This window comes from Streptomyces sp. NPDC127197, assembly GCF_042672405.1.
GTDB classification, from domain to species: Bacteria; Actinomycetota; Actinomycetes; order Streptomycetales; family Streptomycetaceae; genus Streptomyces; species Streptomyces flavusporus.
The window spans coordinates 98,659-112,834 of record NZ_JBHXVG010000011.1; the positions used below are offsets into that span (position 1 = coordinate 98,659).

11 protein-coding genes are annotated in these 14,176 nt (G+C 71.3%); all 11 read left to right on the forward strand.

Annotated features, from left to right (window positions below; all coding sequences use genetic code 11):
• The first annotated feature begins 23 nt into the window (after positions 1 to 23).
• On the forward strand, positions 24 to 863 hold the full coding sequence (gene rsmI / locus ACFVJQ_RS19315) for a 16S rRNA (cytidine(1402)-2'-O)-methyltransferase (RefSeq protein ID WP_385513481.1): 840 nt from the start codon (positions 24 to 26) through the stop codon (positions 861 to 863).
• Between the two features lie 249 nt (positions 864 to 1,112).
• A complete protein-coding gene (locus ACFVJQ_RS19320; RefSeq protein WP_385513482.1) occupies positions 1,113 to 1,508 on the forward strand; it encodes a hypothetical protein in 396 nt (131 codons plus the stop codon).
• Positions 1,509 to 1,556: 48 nt separating this feature from the next.
• Positions 1,557 to 2,426, forward strand: coding sequence for a TatD family hydrolase (locus ACFVJQ_RS19325; RefSeq protein WP_385513483.1), 870 nt, complete (start codon positions 1,557 to 1,559; stop codon positions 2,424 to 2,426).
• Positions 2,427 to 2,534: 108 nt separating this feature from the next.
• A complete protein-coding gene (locus tag ACFVJQ_RS19330; RefSeq protein ID WP_385785308.1) occupies positions 2,535 to 3,932 on the forward strand; it encodes a ubiquitin-like domain-containing protein in 1,398 nt (465 codons plus the stop codon).
• 180 nt (positions 3,933 to 4,112) lie between these two features.
• Positions 4,113 to 5,000 (forward strand): 16S rRNA (adenine(1518)-N(6)/adenine(1519)-N(6))-dimethyltransferase RsmA, encoded by an 888-nt coding sequence (rsmA, locus tag ACFVJQ_RS19335; protein WP_385513485.1) that lies wholly within the window; start codon positions 4,113 to 4,115, stop codon positions 4,998 to 5,000.
• Positions 5,001 to 5,903 carry a 4-(cytidine 5'-diphospho)-2-C-methyl-D-erythritol kinase gene (locus ACFVJQ_RS19340; protein WP_385785311.1) on the forward strand — a complete coding sequence of 301 codons (903 nt, stop codon included), beginning with the start codon at positions 5,001 to 5,003 and terminating at the stop codon, positions 5,901 to 5,903.
• Positions 5,904 to 6,010: 107 nt separating this feature from the next.
• Positions 6,011 to 7,105: a peptidoglycan recognition family protein gene (locus tag ACFVJQ_RS19345; RefSeq protein WP_385785314.1), complete on the forward strand. Its 1,095-nt coding sequence runs from the start codon at positions 6,011 to 6,013 to the stop codon at positions 7,103 to 7,105.
• Positions 7,106 to 7,177: 72 nt separating this feature from the next.
• Positions 7,178 to 8,986, forward strand: a complete 1,809-nt coding sequence (locus ACFVJQ_RS19350) for an ABC-F family ATP-binding cassette domain-containing protein (protein ID WP_385785317.1) — start codon at positions 7,178 to 7,180, stop codon at positions 8,984 to 8,986.
• 239 nt (positions 8,987 to 9,225) lie between these two features.
• A complete protein-coding gene (locus ACFVJQ_RS19355; RefSeq protein ID WP_385785319.1) occupies positions 9,226 to 11,016 on the forward strand; it encodes a PQQ-binding-like beta-propeller repeat protein in 1,791 nt (596 codons plus the stop codon).
• A gap of 49 nt (positions 11,017 to 11,065) precedes the next feature.
• Complete coding sequence (locus ACFVJQ_RS19360) at positions 11,066 to 12,889, forward strand: PQQ-binding-like beta-propeller repeat protein (RefSeq protein ID WP_385785322.1); 1,824 nt, start codon at positions 11,066 to 11,068, stop codon at positions 12,887 to 12,889.
• 302 nt (positions 12,890 to 13,191) lie between these two features.
• A complete protein-coding gene (locus tag ACFVJQ_RS19365; protein WP_385785325.1) occupies positions 13,192 to 13,887 on the forward strand; it encodes a LuxR C-terminal-related transcriptional regulator in 696 nt (231 codons plus the stop codon).
• The last annotated feature ends 289 nt before the right edge of the window (positions 13,888 to 14,176 follow it).

A 14,176-nucleotide genomic window follows, 5' to 3' on the forward strand; every position in this document is an offset into this window, starting at 1 on the left:
ACCGCCCCTGCGAGGATGGAAACGTGACTGGAACCCTTGTACTGGCAGGCACTCCCATCGGCGACATTGCGGACGCCCCGCCCCGGCTCGCCGAGGAGCTGGCCGGGGCCGACGTGGTCGCCGCCGAGGACACCCGGCGGCTGCGGCGGCTCACCCAGGCGCTGGGCGTCACGCCCAAGGGGCGCGTCGTGTCGTACTTCGAGGGCAACGAAGCCGCCCGTACGCCGGAACTGGTCGAGGAACTGCTCGGCGGCGCGCGCGTGCTGCTGGTGACGGACGCCGGGATGCCGTCGGTGTCGGACCCGGGGTACCGGCTGGTCGCGGCGGCCGTGGAGAAGGACATCAAGGTCACGGCCGTGCCCGGTCCGTCCGCCGTACTCACCGCGCTCGCACTGTCCGGGCTGCCCGTGGACCGGTTCTGCTTCGAGGGGTTCCTGCCGCGCAAGGCGGGGGAGCGGCTGTCGCGGCTGCGGGAGGTCTCCGGCGAGCGCCGGACGCTCGTCTACTTCGAGGCTCCGCATCGGCTCGACGACACGCTCGCCGCGATGGCCGAGGTGTTCGGGACGGAGCGGCGGGCCGCCGTGTGCCGGGAGCTGACCAAGACGTACGAGGAGGTCAGGCGGGGTTCGCTGGGGGAGCTCGCGGAATGGGCCGCGGAGGGGGTACGGGGGGAGATCACCGTCGTGGTCGAGGGAGCGCCGGAGAAGACCGAGGCTGTCGACGCGGAGGAGATGGTGCGGCGGGTTCGGGTGCGGGAGGAGGCGGGGGAGCGGCGGAAGGAGGCGATTGCTGCGGTGGCGGTGGAGGTGGGGGTGCCTAAGCGGGTTGTCTTCGACGCGGTGGTTGCCGCAAAGCGGCGGTGAGGTTCGGCTTCGCGGCGGTCTGCGGCTTGTGGGTGGTTGATCGCGCCCACGCGGCGGAGCCGCATATTGACGCAGCCCCGCGCCCCTTTGGGATGCTGTCCCACGCGTGGGTAAAGAGCGCGGGCGTTTTGGCAAGGTACGGCCAAGTCCGGCCCAATACTGGACAGGTTTCGTGCGTTCGCTCCCGCCTGGGAGTCCACTGGGTGACGGGACGTAACCCGTCCCTCCAGCGGACAACAGGAGCTGGTAATGAGCGAGATCACTGGACAGACCGGCCTTCGCAACGGGGCGACCGCCGTGGCCAACGAGTCGTATTCCTTCGCCTGCATGCGCTGCGGGCACGGCTGGGAGCAGTCGTACGAGATCGAGCACCACACGGACGCGGAGGGCCGCGAGTTCGTGATGTACGTGGCGGACGGGCGGGTGGTGCCGTCGCCGCTGAGCCGGCCCACGTGCCGGAACTGTGACGGGCATGTGGTGCGCATCATGCGGGCCGGACAGGTGTCGTCGGTCCGTGATGCGGCGCGCCGGCGCGGGCCGGTCCCTCCGGCGAGGTCCGCCGAGGCGCCGACGGGTGACGGGGAGCACCGCCACCACTGGCACCTGTCCGATCTCCTGCACCCGTTCCAGCGCCGGGCCAGCTGAGACGGCCGGCGGCTCGGGGGAGGCGTGCCCTTTTCGTAGGATCGGGGCATGCCTTCCCCCGCCGAAGCCCCGCCCTTGCCCGACCCCCTCCGGGTCCCGGTCGCCGACTCCCACACCCACCTCGACATGCAGTCCGGCACGGTGGAGGAGGGTCTCGCCAAGGCCGCGTCGGTCGGTGTGACGACGGTCGTGCAGGTGGGGTGCGACGTGAACGGCTCCCGGTGGGCGGCCGAGACGGCGGCGGCGTACGAGAACGTCCACGCGGCCGTCGCGCTGCATCCCAACGAGGCCCCGCGCATCGTCCACGGCGATCCCGACGGCTGGTCGCGACAGGGGGCGCGCGAGCCGGGCGGTGACGCCGGGCTCGACGAGGCGCTCGCCGAGATCGACCGGCTGGCCGCGCTGCCGCAGGTGAAGGCCGTCGGGGAGACGGGGCTGGACTACTTCCGCACCGGGCCGGAGGGCAAGGAGGCGCAGGAGCGGTCCTTCCGCGCCCATATCGAGATCGCCAAGCGGCACGGCAAGGCGCTGGTCATCCACGACCGCGAGGCTCATGCGGATGTGCTGCGGGTCCTGAAGGAGGAGGGCGCGCCCGATCGGACCGTCTTCCACTGCTACTCCGGTGACGCGGAGATGGCGGAGCTGTGCGCCCGCGCCGGTTACTACATGTCCTTCGCCGGAAACGTCACCTTCAAGAACGCCCAGAACCTGCGCGACGCGCTCGCCGTGGCCCCGCTGGAGCTGGTGCTGGTGGAGACCGACGCGCCGTTCCTGACGCCGGCGCCGTACCGCGGACGGCCCAACGCCCCGTATCTCGTTCCGGTCACGGTGCGCGCGATGGCCGCCGTGCGCGGCATCAGCGAGGACGCGCTGGCGACGGCCCTCGGCGCGAACACGGCGCGTGCCTTCGGTTACTGACCCATAACTCACCACGCTGTGTAGTCGCGTCGTTTTGGAGAGTGACGACAGCTCGGCTAGGTTCTGGGGGCCCGATCCGGACCCCTCCGGCCCCTGGAGCGTGTCGGTGTGAGCAACTCGCAGTTCGAGATGTACAAGCCGTATGAGCCGTATGAGTTGTACGAGCCATATGAGACCTACGAGGCATATGGCACCTATGAGCCGTCGGCGTACGCCGGTTTTGATGTGCACAGTGCGCCGACGTTGGCGTATGGCGCCACGTATGACACATACGACACGTGCGACACAGACGGTGACACGTACCGGCCTGCTTACGAGATGCCCGATCCTGTGCTGCCCCGGCAGGGCGGGTCGCGCGCCGGAGCGGAGCGGCGGGGGGCGCGCCGGCGCAGGGGACGGTACGCCGAGCGCGCGGACGGTTCCGTGCGCCGTCTGCTCCCGCAGGCACTGGTCGTCGCCTTCCTCGCCGGTGGCACCACCGCGTTCGTCGCCGAGGACAAGGCCGTCGAGCTGAGCGTCGACGGCGAACCGCGCCGGCTGCACACCTTCGCCGACGATGTGACCGAGCTGCTCGCCGAGGAGGGCGTGGAGGTGGGGGCGCACGACGTGGTCACACCCGCCCCCGGCACGGAACTCGCCAACGGCGACGAGATCGCCGTGCACTACGGGCGGCCCGTCCGGCTCACCCTCGACGGCGAACGGCGCGAGGTGTGGACGACGGCGCGCACGGTGGAAGGGGCGCTCAAGCAGCTGGGGGTGCGTGCGGAGGGCGCGTACCTGTCCGCCTCGCGCTCCCGGCGTATCGGGCGTGCGGGCCTCACGCTCGACGTGCGCACCGAGCGGTCCGTGACGATCATGGCGGACGGCCGCGCCCGCACCATCCGGACCAACGCCGCCACCGTGGGCGAGGCCGTCGACGAGGCCGGGATCACCCTGCACGGCCAGGACGCCATCTCCGTCCCGGCCGACAGCTTCCCGCGCGACGGGCAGACGGTCAGCGTGCTGCGGATCACCGCCACGAGGGAGGTGATCGAGGAGCAGATTCCGTTCCAGGTGCGGCGGATCGAGGACCCGACGGTGTTCCGGGGCACGGAGGTCATCGAGCGGGCCGGGCAGCCGGGCCTGCGCCGGGTCACGTACTCCGTGCGCAGCGTGAACGGGGTCCGGCAGAAGCCGCGGCGGATCGGCTCCGAGGTCGTGCGCGAGCCGACCGCGCAGGTGGTGAAGGTGGGGACGCAGCCGTTGCCGACGTCCGTGCAGAGCGCCGACCACCTCAACTGGCAGGGCCTCGCGGCATGCGAGTCCGGCGGCCGCCCCGGCGCGGTCGACGCCTCGGGAACGTACGGCGGCCTCTACCAGTTCGACACCCACACCTGGCACAGCCTCGGCGGCACCGGCCGCCCCCAGGACGCCCCGGCCACCGAACAAACCCTCCGAGCAAAGAAGCTCTACGTACGCCGAGGCACGGCCCCCTGGCCACACTGCGGCAGCCGGCTGCACTCGTAACCCACTCAGCTGCGGGCAGTCGTGCCTCCCCCAGTGCCTTAAGGGCCTGGGGGACCCCCAGGGCGGCACGGGTGGGCGCAGCGGCACCCCGCAACGCCGGGCTGCGCACCCCCCGGCCGTCAGCCCCACCCCCGAGCAACCGAAGCACCCGGCCCACCCACCGCCCCGTACCCTTGTCGGGTGACCAGCCCCACCCCCGACGCCCTCCTGGGCCCCGCCGACATCCGTGACCTGGCGGAAGCCCTCGGCGTACGCCCCACCAAACAACGCGGCCAGAACTTCGTCATCGACGCCAACACGGTCCGCCGCATCGTCCGCACCGCGGACGTCCGCCCCGACGACGTGGTCGTCGAGGTCGGCCCGGGGCTCGGCTCCCTCACCCTCGCCCTGCTCGAGGCCGCCGACCGCGTCACCGCCGTAGAGATCGACGACGTACTCGCCGCAGCACTGCCCGCGACGATCGCGGCCCGCATGCCGGACCGCGCGGAGCGCTTCGCGCTGGTGCACTCCGACGCGATGCACGTGACCGAGCTGCCGGGCCCGCCCCCGACCGCGCTGGTCGCCAACCTCCCCTACAACGTCGCCGTCCCCGTCCTCCTCCACATGCTCGACACCTTCCCGAGCATCGAGCGCACCCTCGTGATGGTGCAGGCCGAGGTCGCCGACCGCCTTGCCGCGGCGCCCGGCTCGAAGGTGTACGGCGTGCCGTCCGTGAAGGCGAACTGGTACGCCGAGGTCAAGCGGGCCGGCGCCATCGGCCGCAACGTCTTCTGGCCCGCGCCCAACGTCGACAGCGGGCTCGTCTCGCTCACCCGTCGCCCCGAGCCGCTGAAGACGACCGCCACGAAGCGCGAGGTGTTCGCCGTGATCGACGCGGCGTTCGCCCAGCGCCGCAAGACCCTGCGGGCCGCGCTCGCGGGGTGGGCCGGTTCGGCGGCGGCCGCCGAGGCGGCGCTCGTCGCGGCCGGGGTCTCGCCGCAGGCGCGTGGCGAGGCGCTGACCGTCGAGGAGTTCGCCCGTATCGCGGAGCACAAGGAAGCCGGCGCCCAGCACAAGGAGTCCGAGTAAGTGAGCGCGAGCGTCACCGTACGCGTCCCTGCCAAGGTCAACGTCCAGCTCGCGGTCGGCGCCGCCCGCCCCGACGGCTTCCACGACCTGGCCAACGTCTTCCTGGCGGTCGGGCTGTACGACGAGGTCACGGTCACCGCGGCCGACGAACTCCGCGTCACCTGCGCCGGCCCGGACGCCGGCCAGGTCCCCCTGGACCGCACGAACCTCGCGGCCCGCGCGGCCGAGGCGCTGGCCGAGCGGTACGGCCGCACCCCCGACGTGCACCTCCACATCGCCAAGGACATCCCTGTCGCCGGCGGCATGGCGGGCGGCAGCGCGGACGGTGCGGGTGCGCTGCTGGCCTGCGATGCACTGTGGGGCACGGGCGCATCCCATGACGAACTCCTCGACATCTGCGCCGAGTTGGGCAGCGACGTGCCGTTCAGCCTGGTCGGCGGGGCGGCTCTCGGTACGGGACGCGGCGAGAAGCTGACGACGCTCGAAGTCGGCGGCACCTTCCACTGGGTGTTCGCGATGGCGGACCGGGGGCTGTCGACCCCGGCGGTCTTCCGGGAGTTCGACCGGCTCGGCGAGGGCATGGACATCCCCGAGCCGGTCGCCTCCCAGGCACTCCTCGACGCCCTGGCCAAGGGCGACCCGGACGCGCTCGCCGCCGCCGTGTCCAACGACCTCCAGCCGGCCGCCCTCTCCCTGTTCCCCGAGCTCGCCGACACCCTCACGGCCGGCCGCGCCGCCGGCGCCCTCACCGCGCTGGTCTCCGGCTCCGGCCCGACGACCGCGTTCCTCGCCCCCGACCCCGAGTCCGCGGCGAAGGTGGCCGAGGCGCTGCGCGCGTCGGGGACGTGCCGGACGGTGCGTACGGCTTCGGGGCCGGCGCCGGGGGCGACGGTGCTCGGCTGACCACGGCGGCGAGAGCTCGGCAACCTCCCTTTCCTTACCCGATCTCCACGAGAACTTCGGGTAGTTGTGGTGCTGGTGGGTCAAGCGGGACCACTAGATTTTCTTGAATGTTGGATGAATCCACCCCCTCCTCCCATCGCAAGAAGAAGCACCTGTCCCGCCGTGGTGTGATCGGCGCCGCCGGTGCCGTGGCCGCTGGGGCCGCGCTCACCCCGGTGGTCTTCGCGGCCGGCGAGTCCGACGACTCCGCCACCACCGCAGACGCCGGGACGAAGCCGGAGACCTTCCCGGCCACCCGCTCCGCCGCCGCCACCGGAACCGCCGCCACCGCTTTCGCCGCCTCCTACGTCGCCGTCCGCTGGAAGGGCGCCACGGACGGCGCCGGGATCCGCTTCGGCGACGGTGCCTGGCAGCCCCTGACCGCCGGCTGCGCGACCGTCGAGGACGGCGGTACGGCGCTGGTCGCAGCCGACGCGGCCACGTCGTACGAAGTGAAGGCGCCGGACGGAGCGACCGGTGTGCGCTCGCTCGCGATCGACACCACCGACGGACCCGACCGCACCTTCAGGGTGCCGTCCGAGCCCACGCGCATGCGGGGCGTGCGGTATCTGTCCCGCCCGGCGTGGGGCGCCGACGAGTCGCTTCGCTACAAGGACGGGCAGGTCAATTCCCCCGAGCAGTACTTCCCGTTGCAGACGATCACGGTCCACCACACGGCCACGCCCAACGCGGACCCGGACCCGGCGGCCACGATCCGGGGCATCTACGAGTTCCACGCCGTCACCAACGACTGGGGCGACATCGGCTACCACTTCCTCATCGACGAGGCGGGCGTCATCTACGAGGGCCGCTACTCCGGCGACGACGGCCTGCCCGCCTTCGACCCGGACGGCAACCTCGTCACCGCCTTCCACACCGCCGGCTTCAACTCCGGCAACCTCGGCATCGCCCTCATCGGCACGCTGAACGACCAGGGCCCCACGGACGCCGCGAAGGCCGCACTGACCCGGCTGATCAAGGTGATCGCCCGCTTCAAGGGCCTGGACCCGCAGGCGAAGGTCACCTTCGTCAACCCGGTCAACGGCGTGACCAAGAACGTGCCGGTGATCAGCGGTCACCGCGACTGGCTCCAGACCGACTGCCCCGGGCAGACGATGCACGACCTGCTCACCGAGGTCCGCGCGGCAGCGGCACCTCGCTGACCTGCGCGTATCAGTCACCTCCCGGCGCGCACTACGCTGGGAGGCTGACCGATCCCCGCGAGCAGGAGCGAAATGGCCGTCAATCTGGTCAATGTCGAGAACGTCAGCAAGGTGTACGGCACCCGCGCCCTTCTCGACGGCATCTCCCTGGGCGTCTCGGAAGGGGACCGCATCGGCGTCGTCGGCCGCAACGGCGACGGCAAGACCACGCTGATCCGGATGCTCGCCAAGCTGGAGGAGGCCGACACCGGCCGGGTCACCCACTCCGGCGGCCTGCGCATGGGCGTGCTCACCCAGCACGACTCCCTCGACCCCGAGGCCACCGTCCGTCACGAGGTGATCGGCGACATGGCCGACCACGAGTGGGCGGGCAACGCCAAGATCAGGGATGTGCTCACCGGCCTGTTCGGCGGGCTCGACCTGCCGGGGTTCCCGAAGGGCCTCGACACGGTCATCGGGCCGCTCTCCGGTGGCGAGCGGCGGCGTATCGCGCTCGCCAAGCTGCTCATCGACGAGCAGGACCTGATCGTCCTCGACGAGCCCACCAACCACCTCGACGTCGAGGGCATCTCCTGGCTGGCGCAGCACCTGCGCGAGCGCCGCTCGGCCCTGGTCTGCGTCACCCACGACCGCTGGTTCCTCGACCAGGTCTGCACCCGCATGTGGGACGTCCAGCGCGGCGCGGTGTACGAGTACGAGGGCGGCTACTCCGACTACGTCTTCGCCCGTGCCGAGCGCGAGCGGATCGCCGCGACCGAGGAGGTCAAGCGGCAGAACCTGGTCCGCAAGGAGCTGGCCTGGCTGCGCCGCGGCGCCCCCGCCCGTACGTCCAAGCCGCGCTTCCGCGTCGAGGCCGCCAACGAGCTCATCAAGGACGTACCGCCGCCCCGGGACAGCTCCGAGCTGATGAAGTTCGCCTCCTCCCGGCTCGGCAGGACGGTCTTCGACCTGGAGGACATCACCGTCCAGGCGGGTCCCAAGGTGCTGCTCAAGCACGTCACCTGGCACCTCGGCCCCGGCGACCGCATCGGCCTGGTCGGCGTCAACGGCGCCGGCAAGACCTCCCTGCTGCGCGCCATGGCCGACGCGGCGCGGACCGAGGGCGAGGCGCAGCCGGCGGGCGGGCGGATCGCCGTGGGCAAGACGGTCAAGCTCGCGTACCTGTCGCAGGAGGTCGCCGAGCTGGACCCGAACTGGCGGGTCCTGGAAGCCGTCCAGCGGGTGCGTGAGCGCGTCGACCTCGGCAAGGGGCGCGAGATGACCGCGGGCCAGCTGTGCGAGACGTTCGGCTTCAACAAGGAGAAGCAGTGGACGCCGGTCGGCGACCTGTCCGGCGGTGAGCGCCGCCGCCTTCAGCTGCTGCGCCTGCTCATGGACGAACCCAACGTCCTCTTCCTCGACGAGCCGACCAACGACCTCGACATCGAGACCCTCACCCAGCTCGAGGACGTCCTCGACGGCTGGCCCGGCTCGATGATCGTCATCTCCCACGACCGGTTCTTCATCGAGCGCACCACCGACCGCGTGTACGCCCTCCTCGGCGACGGCACGCTGCGGATGCTGCCGCGCGGTATCGACGAGTACCTGGAGCGGCGCCGGAAGATGGAGGAGGCGGCGGCCGCCGCGTCCGCCCCGGCCGCCCCGGCGAAGCCCGCCGCCGAGAAGAGCGCCGCCGACCAGCGTGCCGCCAAGAAGGAGCTGCAGAAGATCGAGCGGCAGCTGGACCGGATCTCCGAGAAGGAGACCAAGCTGCACGCCCAAATCGCCGAGAATGCAACGGACTTCGCAAAGGTGGCCGAACTCGACGCCGAGCTGCGGCAGTTGACGGGGGAGCGCGAGGAGCTGGAGCTGCGCTGGCTCGAACTCGCCGAGGACGCCTGAGCACCTGCCCGCGGGGCGCGCACGCCTCGTGAAGGGGGCGTGAAGGCGCGTAACGAGGGCATCACGGGCCGGTCCTCCCTTGGGAACAGGGGAGGAACCGGCCCCATGTTGTGTCGGTCCCGGGTGATAGAAAGGCCGTCTGAGAACCGTCTGAGAAGCATGGATGTGGCGGAAACACAGCGCCACCGGGCGCGGGCCACATCGGTCACATGCTCATCAGCCACAAGGGGGAACCGCTGATGACCCAGCCGCCCAACCAGCCGCCGAACGGCGGCTTCGGCGCGCCACAGGACCCGCCGCCGGGCGGCTTCGGCGCACCGCAGGACCCGCGGCAGGGCACACCCCCTCCGCCCGCCCAGCCGCCCCGGACGCCGCCGCCCCCGCAGGGCGCCCCGCAGCCTGGTTACGGCTATCCGCAGCAGCAGCCCGGCCCGTACGCCCAGCCGGGCCCGTACGGCACCCCCGGCCCCTACGGGCAGCCGAACGCCCAGGGCCCGTACGGCCAGCCGCAGCAGCCCGGCCCTTACGGCCAGCAGCCCGGCTACGGCTACCCGCAGCCCCAGTACCCCGGCGCCCAGCCGCCCGGCTCCGGCTCGCGCAACCCCTTCAAGGGCCGGCCCGCCCTGGTGATCGGTGCCGCGGTGGCGGCGCTGCTCGTCATCGGCGGCACCGTGTTCGCGGTGACCAGCGGCGGTGACGACGACAGGAAGAAGAAGCCGGTCGCCGGGCCGAGCGACGACGCCAAGCCCACCGCCTCCGACGACCCGGTCAACCCCGGGGACGGAAGCGGTGACGGCGGCGAGGACCCGGAGGACCTCAACGCGGGCCGCCAGGCGGGCGAGGCAAAGGTGCTCTGGTACAAGGAGGCGCCCGACGCGCCCGGTTCCGGCGCCGACGCCCCCGGTATGTGGATCACCGACAAAGCGGCGGTGAAGGCGGCGTACAAGCAGCTCCTCGCCTTCAACGTCGGTGACGGCAACCCCACTTGGGACCCCATCACCTTCCCGCAGAAGATCTGCGCAGTCACCCCGCAGAAGACGGCCGACGACAAGGTCGTCGTGGCGTACATGAACGGCGCCAGCGACCGCGCCAAGTGCAACCAGATCCAGCAGGTCGACCTCAACACCGGCGCGAAGGGCTGGAGCGGCGAGGTCGCCGACGGCGCGCTGTTCGACAGCGCGCTCACCATCGAGCTGTCGCTGACCGGCAACACGCTGATGGTGGGCCGCTCGCAGTCCGGCACGGCGTACGACATGGCCAGCGGCGACAAGCTGTTCGACAAGAAGAAGTACGGCGACGCCTGCTTCCCGTCCGCGTTCGCGGGCGGCAGCCGGCTGATCTCCGTCGCGTCCTGCGGTGCGGCCACGTCGAACGAGCACGACGAGATCCAGGAGCTGGACCCGCGCACCGGCCGGGTCCTGTGGACCCAGAAGTTCGACAAGGGCTGGCGGGTCGCCCGCACCTACTCCGTGGACCCCCTCGTCGTCTACAGCACCAACGACGACAAGGACGCCTGGAACATCTCCACGCTCGACGCCAAGGGCGGGTTCCGCTCCCAGGTCGCCGTCGACGAGGACTTCGCCCCCGAGTGCGGCTGGTCCGTCCTCCAGCGCGACCTGACCGGCTGCGTGGGCGTCGCCGCCGACGCGAACACGCTCTACCTGCCCACCGAGGCCACCGGCGGCGCCAACGAGATCGTCGCGATCAACCTCGCCAACGGCAAGGAGAAGTGGCGCGTCAAGTCCCCCGCGGACGAGTCGATGCTGCCGCTGAAGACCGAGGGCGGCAAGCTCATCGCCTACGTCGAGGCGTCGTACGACGCCGGCGGCCAGATCGTGTCCATCCCGACGACCGGCAGCAGCCACAAGCCGACGAAGCTCCTGCAGAACCCCGCCGGCGCAGCGGACGTCGAGGACAGCTTCTTCTCGCGGGACATCGACTGGGTGGACGGCCGCTTCTACCTCTCCTCCACGCGCCTGTCCGGCGACGACGAGGCGAAGGAGAAGCTGATGCTCGCCTACGGCAAGTGACGCGCTCCCCCGACTTCCTCCGTCCCCGTTCTTCCGAGGTACCCACGTCATGACCCAGCCGCCGCCCCCGCCGCCCAACCAGCCCCCGCAGGGGGGAGGTTACGGCGCTCCGCAGTCCCCGCAGGGCCAGCCCGCGCAGCAGCCGCAGCCGCCCGGCTTCGGTGCGCCTCAGGCACCGCAGACGCCCCCGCCGCTGGCTCAGCAGCCCCCGCAGACTCCGCAGCCTCCGCAGGGACAGCCCGGCTACGGCTACCCCCAGGCGCCTCAGGGCCCGCCGCAGCCCCCGCAGGGCACTCCGCCGCCCGGCTACGGCTACCCCGGCCAGCAGCCGAGCCCGTACGGCTACCCGGGCCAGCAGCCGAACCCGTACGGCCAGCAGCCCGGTTACGGCTACCCGCAGCAGACCGTGCCGATGCACCCGCAGGCCGGGGGCGGCCGGAAGCCGAACGCGCAGCTGCTCATCATCGTCGCGGCCGTCGTGGCGATCGCCGTGATCATCGGTGGCGGCGTCTGGTACGCGAACTCCTCCGGCGACAAGGGCAAGGACGACACCGCGAGCTCCAGCGGCGGCACCGGCGGCGACGACAAGGGCGGCACCTCCTCCAAGGGTTCGGAGAAGGTGCCGTCCGACCCGAGCTCCAAGGTGCTGTTCCAGATCCCGCAGCCGGAGGTCGCCGAGGACGAGAGCGTCGTGGTCGAGGGCTCCTGGCTCACCGACAAGGTGTACGCCAAGAGCGGTGTCGCCGAGATCGTCGGCTACGACCCCGACAAGGGCACCAAGCTGTGGACGATCCCGCTGCCAGGCCCGGTCTGCGAGGCCAGCCGGCACGTCTCCCAGGACAACAAGACGGCCGTCCTCTTCCAGCCGAAGATGCCCGCCAAGAACTCCTCCGAGGGCTGCAGCCAGGTCGCGGCGATCGACCTCGACACGGGCAAGAAGCTGTGGACGAAGACCGCCACCTCCGGTGACCAGCCGATCAGCTTCGACAACGTCACCGTCAGCGCGAACACGGTCGCCGTGGGCAGCTCCAGTGGCGGTGCCGCCTTCGACCTCGCCACCGGCGACGCGCTGTGGACGCCGAAGCCGGCGGACACCTGCTACGACGCCGGGTACGGCGGCGGCGCCAAGCTCGTCGCCGTGCGCAAGTGCGGTTCTTACGACGCGCGCGAGCTGCACATCCAGACCATCGACCCGAAGTCCGGGAAGGTGATCTCCGAGTACAAGATGGCCAGGGGCATCGAGTACGCCAGCGTCGTGTCGACCGACCCGCTGGTCGTCGCGGCCGACGTGGGCGACTCCGCGGGCGACGGCAGCGGCATCTCGGACTTCTTCTCCATCGACAACAAGACCGGCAAGCTGCTCACCCGTATCTCCGCGCCGGGCGACATCTACGCAGCCGACTGCGAGGGCATCACCCGGATCGAGGACTGCTCCGGGGTGGCGATCGGCAACGACCGGCTGTACCTGCCGACCGAGGAGGAGGACGGCTCCGACGACTACGGCCGGACCAACAAGATCGTCGTCTTCGACCTGGCCACCGGCAAGCAGACCGGCCAGCGTGCCGACGCAGGCGACGGTTACACGATCACGCCGCTGCGTATGGACGGCGGCAACGTGATCGCGTACAAGCGCGGGCCCTACGACAAGGGCGGTCAGGTCGTGTCCATCGACGGCAGCACCTTCAAGGAGACGAAGCTGCTGGAGAACCCCTCCACGGAGTCGGTGCTGGACGTGGAGCGGAGCATGTTGCCCGACTCCGCGGAGATCCTGTACGGGCAGGGCCGGCTGTTCATGTCGGACGTCTACGCGAGCGACTTTGGCAGTACCGGTGACGAGGTGGAGTACCTGGTGATCGCATTCGGCGCCAAGTGATCGTTGCTCGTGCCGGTGTTGCGGCCCCGTCCCTGCTCAGGGGCGGGGCCGTGCACTTACCGCTCATCACCCTCGAATGAGAGGAATTTCGGCGATCCGGGCACTTCTCACCAGTAGGGGCAGCGCAACGTCGAACAAGCGTGTAGCTTCCGGGGGCATGAAGGACGTCAGTGCCGGGGGGCCTGCGTCCTCGGGTCTGTCCGGGCCGGCTTTCCGGGTCCGTCAGACCCGCGTTCTGGGTCTGTCCGTGGGGACCTGTGGGCATCCATAGTGGGCGTCCACTGGGGGGACTGGGGGGTTCGATGGGAGTGCGGCTCATGGTGGTCGACGACCACCGATTGCTCGCCGAGGCACTGGCCTCGGCACTGAAGCTGCGGGGACATCGGGTGCTGGCCGCGGCGGCGCCGGCCGCGGGGGCGGCGGAACTGGTGATCGCCCGGGCGCCGGAGGTGTGCCTGCTGGGTACGGCGACACCGGCCGAGCCGGGGGCGTTCGACCCGGTGGTACGGATCAAGCGGGAGCGGCCGCAGGTGGCGGTGCTGGTGCTGGGCCCGGTACCGAGCCCGCGCGGAATCGCCGCAGCCTTCGCGGCAGGTGCGTCCGGCTACGTCCGTCACGACGAGCGCATAGAGGGCGTCGAGCGGGCGATCATGAAGGCGAGGGGAGGCGAGGCGGCCGTCGCGCCGCAGCTCCTCCAAGGGGCGTTCAGCGAGCTGCTGAACCCCGCGGCCCAGCCCGACGACGAGGGCCAGCGGCTGCTGCAGATGCTCACGCCGAGGGAGATCGAGGTCCTGGTCCGCGTGGCCGACGGCGAGGACACCCGCCTGATCGCCGCGGGCATGGGCATCGCCCCCTCCACCGCCCGCACCCACGTCCAGCGGGTCCTGATGAAGCTGGGGGTGGGGTCGCGGCTTGAGGCGGCGGCGTTGGCGGCGCGCACAGGGCTGCTGGACCGTGCAGGACCTCTCCCGCACGAACCGCGCCAATCGGATTCCTGATCCGCCCCTACGGCGGCGTACGCGTTGTGTCCCAGCCCTCGGCATAGATCTCGCCGGCGCTTGGCTTGGAGGCGGCCGTCGCCAGGAGGCGATCGTCGCGCCGCCCGCGCTGTCCTTCACGCCGTAGCGCAGGTACAGGCGGTAAGAGGCGTCGGAGCGCCGCAGCAGGTCGGGCGCGCCGTCGGCGTCGTGGTCGCCCACCGAGACGAGGTCCCGTTGGAGTCAGGCCGTTGAGGCAATCTTGGTGCCATCAGGAAGGACGATTCGGTGTAGCGCTCGAAGGCCGCAG

Excerpts from the sequence above, each read along its gene's own strand:
- ACFVJQ_RS19320 (WP_385513482.1), top strand. The coding sequence starts at position 1,113 with ATGAGCGAGATCACTGGACAGACCGGCCTTCGCAACGGGGCGACCGCC.
- ACFVJQ_RS19350 (WP_385785317.1), top strand. The coding sequence starts at position 7,178 with ATGGCCGTCAATCTGGTCAATGTCGAGAACGTCAGCAAGGTGTACGGC.
- ACFVJQ_RS19345 (WP_385785314.1), top strand. The coding sequence starts at position 6,011 with ATGTTGGATGAATCCACCCCCTCCTCCCATCGCAAGAAGAAGCACCTG.
- ACFVJQ_RS19355 (WP_385785319.1), top strand. The coding sequence starts at position 9,226 with ATGACCCAGCCGCCCAACCAGCCGCCGAACGGCGGCTTCGGCGCGCCA.
- ACFVJQ_RS19365 (WP_385785325.1), top strand. The coding sequence starts at position 13,192 with ATGGGAGTGCGGCTCATGGTGGTCGACGACCACCGATTGCTCGCCGAG.
- ACFVJQ_RS19325 (WP_385513483.1), top strand. The coding sequence starts at position 1,557 with ATGCCTTCCCCCGCCGAAGCCCCGCCCTTGCCCGACCCCCTCCGGGTC.
- ACFVJQ_RS19360 (WP_385785322.1), top strand. The coding sequence starts at position 11,066 with ATGACCCAGCCGCCGCCCCCGCCGCCCAACCAGCCCCCGCAGGGGGGA.